Raw genomic sequence first — 8,011 nt, 5'->3', positions numbered from 1 at the left:
GGCTGGTTTCATGGCCCCGCGCGAAGCGCGATCGTGAACTGACTGTCGCCCACTGTTTGACCACAACGAACGAAGTGAGTGGCGGGAGTTTGGGCGACGGGCCATGAAACCAGTCAGCGCAGGGGAGTCTTCGCCCCGAGAGGGGCGAAGACCGCACCCGACGGCGCACCACAGCCTCCCCGCACCCGCCTTCCGCGAAGACATCACGTTCGATACCCATCGTCGATCCGGTCCAGCCGCCGCAGCAACCCCGGCCACGTCAACGCCCCCGCCCCGACACCCCGTGTCGCCCCCCTCGCCTGCTCCGCCGCCGTCTGGATGATCCGCGGATCGATGTGCGTCAGCGGCACGCCGCCGGCCATCGCGCGGACCTGGATCGTGCACACCGCCTCGAAGAAGTACATCGCGAGCACCGCATCGGCAATCGTCGGCCCCAGCGTCAGCAGCCCGTGGTTGCGCAGCATCAGGTAGTTGGCGCGGCCGAGGTCCTTCACGAGCCGCGGCTTCTCCTCGTCGCGCAGCGCGACGCCTTCGTAGTCGTGGTACGCGAGGCTCGACAGGATGAAGATCGACTGCTGCGACAGCGGCAGCACCCCACCCTGCTGCGCCGACACCGCGACGCCATTCAGCGTGTGCGTGTGCAGCACGCACTGCGCATCGTGGCGCGCCGAATGGATCGCGCTGTGGATCGTGAAACCGGCAGGGTTCACAGGGAACGGCGAGTCGTCGAGCTTGTTGCCCTGCAGGTCGATCTTCACCAGGCTCGATGCGGTGATCTCGTCGAACATCAGCCCGTACGGGTTGATCAGGAAACGGTCTTCCTCGCCCGGCACGCGCGCGGTGATGTGGGTAAACACCAAGTCGTCCCACTTGAAATGCGCTACCAGCCGATACGCCGCCGCAAGATCCACGCGCGTGCGCCATTCGGCATCGCTCACGCGACCTTCCTTGCTCGTGATGTCCAGCGCTCGTTCGCCCATGATGTGCTCTCCTTGTGAAGGGAATCCGCGCACTCTTTCAGCAATGACCTTCGTGGACAATGAGGTCGCACCCTGTCACGTCAGAGACAAAACATGAATACCCCCGTTCTTACAATCGATGAGCAGGCCAACATCGAATCGGGTTCGTGGTTCTCCAAACTCTCGCAGCCATTGCGCAATGCCATCCTCTCGCGGTCGATCGTGCGCCGTGTGCACGACGGCGCCTTGCTCTCGTCGCGCGGCGAAGCGGCCGACGAATGGTGCGGCGTCGCCAAGGGCGCGGTGCGCGTCAGCTCGGTCTCGCTCTCGGGCAAGCAGATCACGCTGACCTACGTGGAGCCCGGGCTGTGGTTTGGCGACATCTCGCTGTTCGACGGCCTGCCCCGCACGCACGATGCGAACGCGCATGGCGCGACCACGCTGCTGGTGGTGCGCAAGGCCGATTTCCGCGAACTGCTCGCGCAGCACACCGAGCTCTACGAGGCGCTGCTGAAGCTGAACTGCCGCCGGCTGCGCCTGATGTTCGACGTGGTGGAAGACCTCAACACGATGCCGCTCGCGGCACGGCTGGCCAAGCAGATCCTGCTGCTGTCGCGCAGCTATGGCATCGAGCAGGGCCAGGAGATCCGCATCGGGCTGCAGCTCGCGCAGGAAGACCTGGCGCAGCTGCTCGGCGCGTCGCGCCAGCGCGTGAACCAGGAACTGAAGGGCTTCGAGCGCGACGGCGCGGTGCGCATCGAGCCGACGCGGCTGGTGGTGCTGTCGAAGGACAAGCTGCTCGCGATTTCGGAACGCTGAGAATCGAGCGCTGACGCGCGAACGTTGACAGGACCGCATGGACGCCTACACCGGAACCAAACCCGTCGCCGAATCGCATGCGTTCGACATCGCCGCGCTGCAGGCCCACCTGCAGGCCGCGCTGCCGGGCTTCGCCGGGCCGCTGCAGGTCGAGCAGTTCAAAGGCGGGCAGTCGAACCCGACCTACAAGCTCGTGACGCCGTCGCGCTCGTACGTGATGCGCACCAAGCCCGGCCCCGCCGCGAAGCTGCTGCCGTCGGCACATGCGATCGAGCGCGAGTTCCGCGTGATGCGCGCGCTGCACGGCAGCGCCGTGCCGGTGCCCGAGATGCTGCTGCTGTGCGAGGACGAATCGGTGATCGGCCGCGCGTTCTACCTGATGGAGTTCATCCAGGGCCGCGTGCTGTGGGAGCAGTCGCTGCCCGGCTTCGAACCCGCCGAGCGCAGCCGCCTGTACGACGAGATGAACCGCGTGATCGCAGCACTCCACCAGGTGGATGTCGCCGCCGCGGGCCTGGCCGACTACGGCAAGCCGGGCAACTACTTCGAGCGCCAGATCGCGCGCTGGGGCAAGCAGTACCAGGCCTCGATCACGCAGCCGATCGACGCGATGGACGCGTTGATGCAGTGGCTGCCGGCCCACATGCCGGCCAGCGCGCGCGACGAATCGCAGGTGTCGGTGGTGCACGGTGATTTCCGGCTCGACAACCTGGTCTTCCACCCGAGCGAGCCGCGCGTGCTGGCGGTGCTCGACTGGGAGCTCTCGACGCTCGGCCACCCGCTGGCCGACTTCAGCTACCACTGCATGTCGTGGCACATCCCGCCCGGCGCGTTCCGCGGCATCGGCGGGCTCGACCTGGCCGCGCTCGGCATCCCGGGCGAGGCCGACTACGTGCGCCGCTACTGCGAACGCACCGGCCGCGCCGATCCGCAGGCGGTGATGGCCGACTGGAACTTCTACATGGCCTACAACCTGTTCCGCATGGCCGGCATCCTGCAAGGCATCGCGAAGCGGGTCGAGGACGGCACCGCCTCGAGCGCGCAGGCGCGCCAGGCCGCTGCCGGCGCGCGGCCGCTGGCCGAGATGGGCTGGCGCATTGCGCAACAAGGCACCTGACACGGCAACCGAGCACCTCCCGGAGACTTCCTCATGGACTTCAGCTACTCCCCGCGCACCCAGGAACTGCAGGCCCGCGTGGCCCGCTTCATGGACGAGCACGTCTTCCCGGCCGAGGCCGCCTTCAACGCCGAGATCGAGGCCAACACGCACGCCGGCAAGCGCTGGACGCCGCTGCAGCTGATCGAGGGACTGAAGACCAAGGCGCGCGCGCAAGGCCTGTGGAACCTGTTCCTGCCCGAGAGCGAGCTCGGCGCCGGCCTCACCAACCAGGAGTACGCGCCGCTGGCCGAGCTGATGGGCCGCGTGCCCTGGGCCAGCGAGGTGTTCAACTGCTCGGCGCCGGACACCGGCAACATGGAGACCATCGTGCGCTACGGCACGGCCGAGCACAAGAAGCGCTGGCTCGAGCCGCTGCTCGACGGCAAGATCCGCAGCGCGTTCGCGATGACCGAGCCCGATGTGGCCTCGTCGGACGCGACCAACATCGAATCGAGCATCCGCCGCGACGGCGACGAGTACGTGATCAACGGCCGCAAGTGGTGGATCTCGGGCGCCGGCGACCCGCGCTGCGCGGTCTACATCTTCATGGGCAAGACCGACCCCGAGGCGCCGCGGCATTCGCAGCAGTCGATGATCCTGGTGCCGGCCGATGCGCCGGGGGTCAAGGTGGTGCGGCCGCTGCCGGTGTTCGGGTATGACGATGCGCCGCACGGGCATTGCGAGATGACGTTCACCGACGTGYGCGTGCCGGCCAGCAGCATCCTGCTCGGCGAGGGCCGCGGCTTCGAGATCGCGCAGGGGCGGCTCGGYCCGGGSCGCATCCACCACTGCATGCGGCTGATCGGGCTGGCCGAGCGGGCGCTCGAGCTGATGTGCCGACGGGCGTCATCGCGCGTCGCGTTCGGCCGCAAGATCGCTGACCAGGGCGTCAYGCGCGAGCGCATCGCCGAGGCGCGCTGCAAGATCGAACAGGCGCGGCTGCTGACGCTGAAGGCGGCGTGGATGATGGACGTGGCCGGCAACAAGACCGCCAAGGGCGAGATCGCGATGATCAAGGTGGTGGCGCCATCGATGGCCTGCCAGGTGATCGACTGGGCAATGCAGGTGCACGGCGGCGGCGGGATGAGCGATGACTTTCCGCTGGCGTACTTCTACACGGCGGCGCGGACACTGCGGTTTGCGGACGGGCCGGATGAAGTGCWTCGCAATGCGATTGCGAAGATGGAACTCGGCCGATATAGCTGACCCACCCCCGAGGCGCTTCGCGCCTCCCCCTCAAGGGGGCGCCACCAGTGGCCCGGCAAAGCCGGTTCCACGGTGTCCGCTGGGTCTCAATGGCGCGACGAGTCCTTGGGATCATCCGGCCCGAGCTGGGTCTGCCACGCGGTCGACGACGTGCTCGGCCAGCCGCTGGCGGCGCCCTCGCCGGCGCCCACCCCACCGGCCACCCGCACCGCCTGCAGCACCGCCACCTCGAACAGGCCGACCGCCTGGCGCACCGCCGCGAGATCGGGGTCGGCGAGTTGCATGCGCAGGTAGACCCGGCCGCGCAACAGCATCAGCACGAACGGCGGCTCCTGCGCCAGCAGGTTGCCGCTGGCGTCTTCGAGCTGCCGGGCCAGCGCGCCCTCGACCCACGAGGCCGCCACCTGCGGCGTGTTGCCGACCAGCCCGAAACGCATGCGCACCGCCTTCGAGGCCGCGAACGTGACCTTCGCGAACATCGCGAGCCAGCGCATCTCTTCCGGCGTCGCGCCGTCGATCACGGTCTGCGTGCTTTCGGTGAAGCGCTCGAAGGTCTGGCGCTCCAGCGTCTCGCGCAACGGCTGCGACAGCAGCAGCACCTGCAGGTTCGGCGGCAGGCCGAGCTCCATGCGCAGCCGCAGTTCATGGCCCTCGATGTAGGGGCGCTGGGGCGAACCCCATTCGAGGCGCCACGGCTTGCTGTCCATGCCGCCGTCGATCACGAAGCCTTCTTCCTCGCGCACGCGCTTGAAGGCCATCTTGTTCTCGCGGGCCCACTCCGACACCGCCCGCCAATCCGGGCCGTCAGGCTTGCCTGAGATCAGTCGTTTGATCGCGTCGAGCATGAAGGCCGTGCTTGAACTAGAGTCGCATCCACACAGCACGCCCGTGCTGCAGAACGTCGACCTGAGGAAGACAAGATGATCGAAGTGTATTCGTGGGCCACGCCGAATGGCCACAAAGTTCACATCATGCTGGAAGAGTGCGGGCTGCCGTACAAGGTGACGGCGGTGGACATCGGGGCCGGCGATCAGTTCAAACCCGAATTCCTCGCGATCAGCCCGAACAACAAGATCCCGGCGATCGTCGACCCCGACGGACCGGACGGCCAGCCGATCTCGCTGTTCGAGTCGGGCGCCATCCTGATGTACCTCGCGGGCAAGACCGGCAAGCTGCTGCCCACCGGCACCACCGAGCGCTACCAGGTGCTCGAATGGCTGATGTTCCAGATGGGCGGCGTCGGCCCGATGCTCGGGCAGGCGCACCACTTCCGCATCTACGCGCCCGAGAAGATCGAGTACGCGATCAACCGCTACACCAACGAGGCGAAACGCCTCTACGGCGTGATGGACAAGCGGCTCGCGAAGTCGAAATACATCGCCGGCCCGGCGTACAGCATCGCCGACATCGCGATCTTCCCGTGGCTGCGCTCGTGGAAGAACCAGGGCATCGACTGGAACGACTTCCCGCACCTGAAAGGCTGGTTCGACGAGATCGCCGCCCGCCCCGCGGTGCAACGCGGCGTCGCGGTGCTGGCCGAGCACCGCAAGCCGCTCAACGACGAGAAGGCGCGCAACGCCCTCTTCGGAAAACAACAGTACGAGCGCCGCTGATCTCTCTATCTGACGATCAAGCAACGCCCCGGGGAACCGGCTTTTCCGGGCCCCTGGGGTGGCGCCCCTCGGGGGCAGGAGCGAAGCGACTGGGGGGCCGTCATTTCTCGATGGTCTTGTTCCAGCGCGCGTTCCAGGTGGGCCGGTTCGCGTTGATGCTCTCCCAGTCGAGCGTCACCGCGTTCTTCATCCACTGAGAGATCTGCGCAACCTGGGCCGCGCCCTCGCCGACCGCGGGCGCCTTCGGGTTGGTCGGGATCTGGCTGCCGTACTGCAGCACGTTGGCCTGCGCCAGCGGGCTCAGCAGGAACTCGGCGAGCTTCTGCGCCAGCTCGGGCTCGCTGTTGTTCGCGATCACGCACTGGCCGACCATCAGCACCACCGAGCCTTCCTTGGGCTGCGCGTACTCCACCGGGATGCCCTTCACCTTGAGGGCCGCCACCGCGGTGGGCGTCAGCGGGAACAGCGCGGCCTCGCCGGTCTGCACCATCTCGGAGAGCTTGGCCGAGCTCGGGATGTACTCGAGCACGTTCGGGCCGATCTTGTCCGGCCAAGCCTTGAAGCCGGGCTCGACGTTCTTGTCGTTGCCGCCCTGGATGCGGTTGAACATCAGGAAGCCGTGCAGCCCGAACGACGAGGACGCCACCGACTGGAACACCACCTTGCCCTTGAACTTCGGGTCGGCGAGGTCCATCCACGAGGTCGGCGCGGCCCAGCCCTTCTCGGTGAACATCTTCTTGTTGTAGGCGAGGCCCGTCATCCCGAGGCTCACGCCGCTGGCCATGTCGCCCTTGAAGCGCGCGGCCGGGTACAGGTCGTTCAGCGCCGGGCTCGGCCGCTGCTTCTCGCACAGCCCCATGCCGATCGCGCGCACCATGATGCCGTCGTCGAGGAACATCACGTGCATCTGCGGCTTGTCCTTGTTGGCCTGCGCCTTCGCGAGGATGTCCGACGAGGTGCCCGGCACGACGACGACCTTGGCGCCGTACATCTTCTCGAAGGCGGGGAACACGTACTGGGTGTACGCCTTCTCCATCGTGCCGCCGTTCATGCCGATGTAGATCGTCTTGGCCTGTGCATGCGCGGCGCCGGCGGACAGCAGCGCGGCAGCGGCGGCCACGGTTCCCACCAGCAGACGGCGGGCACGGAGCGAGGAAGTGCTTGGCATGGTCGATCCTTTCAACGATGAGACAACTCGGGAAGTGACGAGGGGGCGGAAGCAGCCGGCGGCGTCGGGGGTGCGGCAAACCGCTCGATGCCGAACGCGGCGATCGGCGTGCTGGTGTGTCCGTCGCGGGCCAGCTCGGCCAGCACCTCGCCGACGGCCGGCCCGATCTGGAAGCCCGCCCCCGCGAAGCCGAAGCCGTGGATCAGCCCGGGCATCGTGCGGCTGCAGCCGAGCACCGGTTCGCGGTCGGGCAGGTAGCCTTCGGTGCCGCTCCAGGTGCGGATCAGCTGGGCATCGCGCAGCGCGGGGATCAGCTCGATCGCCTGGCCGGCCAGCGCGGTGATCGCGTCGCGCTCCGAGCGCGCACGGTCGGCATCGAGCGCGAGGCCCGAGCCGCCGCCCAGCACCAGGTTGCCGCGCGCCACCTGCCGGCAGTAGATGCTCCCGCCCTCGACGCCGAGGCTCCAGTCCATCAGGGGCGGCAGCGGCTCGGTGACGGCCATCGCCGGGTGGCCGGAGCGCATCGGCACCGGCTCGCCGAACTGCGCCGCGAGCTGCCCGGCCCAGGCGCCGGCGCAGTTCAGCAACAGCGGCGCGTGCACCTCCAGCGTGGTTCCGGACCTCAGCGTGAACCCATTGCGGTCGCCGATCACTTCGTCGACCGGCGTGCGTTCCAGCACCACGGCCCCCGCCCGCTCGGCGGCGCGCGCGAACGCGGGCGAGACCAGCCGCGGATTGGCCTGGCCGTCGTCGCGGCACAGCGAGCCGCCGACCGCCTTCGGGCCCAGCCACGGGCACAGCGCGCGCAGGCGCTCACCGGAGACCAGCTCCAGCTCGAGGTCGAAGCCCTGGGTCATCGCGCGGTAGCGCTCCAGCGAGGCCATGTCGGCCGCGCTGCGCGCGATCTTGAAATGGCCGCTGCGCACATATTCGCCGTCAGTGCCGATCAGCTCCGGCAAGCGGCCCCACAGCTCGTGTGCACGCTGCGCGAGCGGCAGCTGCGACAGCGGCCGGCCCTGCCGCCGCACGCCGCCGTAGTTGACGCCGCTGGAGCGCGAGCCGCACAGGGGAGCGCGAGCCGCACAGG

8 protein-coding genes are annotated in these 8,011 nt (G+C 68.3%); 4 read left to right on the top strand and 4 right to left on the bottom strand.

Annotated elements, in window-relative coordinates; genetic code table 11:
- Positions 1-203: 203 nt before the first annotated feature.
- A complete protein-coding gene (locus AC1D1T_RS27590; RefSeq protein ID WP_477992872.1) occupies positions 204-980 on the bottom strand; it encodes a class II aldolase/adducin family protein in 777 nt (258 codons plus the stop codon).
- Positions 981-1,073: 93 nt separating this feature from the next.
- Here AC1D1T_RS27590 and AC1D1T_RS27585 point away from each other — a divergent pair, with 93 nt between their 5' ends.
- The 3 genes from AC1D1T_RS27585 to AC1D1T_RS27575 are packed head-to-tail and all read left to right on the top strand — an operon-like array spanning position 1,074 to position 4,143.
- Entirely contained in the window at positions 1,074-1,778 is a 705-nt protein-coding gene (locus AC1D1T_RS27585) for a Crp/Fnr family transcriptional regulator (RefSeq protein ID WP_047502687.1), read from the top strand.
- 37 nt (positions 1,779-1,815) lie between these two features.
- Positions 1,816-2,895 carry a phosphotransferase family protein gene (locus tag AC1D1T_RS27580; protein WP_477828761.1) on the top strand — a complete coding sequence of 360 codons (1,080 nt, stop codon included), beginning with the start codon at positions 1,816-1,818 and terminating at the stop codon, positions 2,893-2,895.
- A gap of 33 nt (positions 2,896-2,928) precedes the next feature.
- Positions 2,929-4,143: an acyl-CoA dehydrogenase family protein gene (locus AC1D1T_RS27575; RefSeq protein WP_477992871.1), complete on the top strand. Its 1,215-nt coding sequence runs from the start codon at positions 2,929-2,931 to the stop codon at positions 4,141-4,143.
- An 86-nt stretch (positions 4,144-4,229) separates the two neighbouring features.
- Here AC1D1T_RS27575 and AC1D1T_RS27570 read toward each other — a convergent pair whose 3' ends face one another.
- Positions 4,230-4,988 carry a hypothetical protein gene (locus tag AC1D1T_RS27570; RefSeq protein ID WP_052211435.1) on the bottom strand — a complete coding sequence of 253 codons (759 nt, stop codon included), beginning with the start codon at positions 4,986-4,988 and terminating at the stop codon, positions 4,230-4,232.
- Positions 4,989-5,063: 75 nt separating this feature from the next.
- Between AC1D1T_RS27570 and AC1D1T_RS27565 the strand changes: the two genes are divergently transcribed.
- On the top strand, positions 5,064-5,756 hold the full coding sequence (locus AC1D1T_RS27565) for a glutathione binding-like protein (protein WP_047502679.1): 693 nt from the start codon (positions 5,064-5,066) through the stop codon (positions 5,754-5,756).
- Between the two features lie 100 nt (positions 5,757-5,856).
- On the opposite strand, the gene AC1D1T_RS27560 is transcribed toward AC1D1T_RS27565, so the two are convergent.
- Complete coding sequence (locus AC1D1T_RS27560) at positions 5,857-6,924, bottom strand: ABC transporter substrate-binding protein (protein WP_477827107.1); 1,068 nt, start codon at positions 6,922-6,924, stop codon at positions 5,857-5,859.
- Between the two features lie 11 nt (positions 6,925-6,935).
- Positions 6,936-8,011: NAD(P)/FAD-dependent oxidoreductase (locus AC1D1T_RS27555; RefSeq protein ID WP_477992870.1), on the bottom strand; the 1,076-nt coding region annotated here is incomplete at its 5' end.

The sequence above is a fragment of the Rhizobacter sp. P2_H3 genome, from assembly GCF_056403355.1.
This window is presented reverse-complemented; position numbering and strand designations above follow the sequence as displayed.

Bases quoted from the DNA above. Each gene is read 5' to 3' on its own strand.
- AC1D1T_RS27570 (WP_052211435.1), bottom strand. From the start codon at position 4,988: ATGCTCGACGCGATCAAACGACTGATCTCAGGCAAGCCTGACGGCCCG.
- AC1D1T_RS27560 (WP_477827107.1), bottom strand. From the start codon at position 6,924: ATGCCAAGCACTTCCTCGCTCCGTGCCCGCCGTCTGCTGGTGGGAACC.
- AC1D1T_RS27580 (WP_477828761.1), top strand. From the start codon at position 1,816: ATGGACGCCTACACCGGAACCAAACCCGTCGCCGAATCGCATGCGTTC.
- AC1D1T_RS27585 (WP_047502687.1), top strand. From the start codon at position 1,074: ATGAATACCCCCGTTCTTACAATCGATGAGCAGGCCAACATCGAATCG.
- AC1D1T_RS27565 (WP_047502679.1), top strand. From the start codon at position 5,064: ATGATCGAAGTGTATTCGTGGGCCACGCCGAATGGCCACAAAGTTCAC.
- AC1D1T_RS27590 (WP_477992872.1), bottom strand. From the start codon at position 980: ATGGGCGAACGAGCGCTGGACATCACGAGCAAGGAAGGTCGCGTGAGC.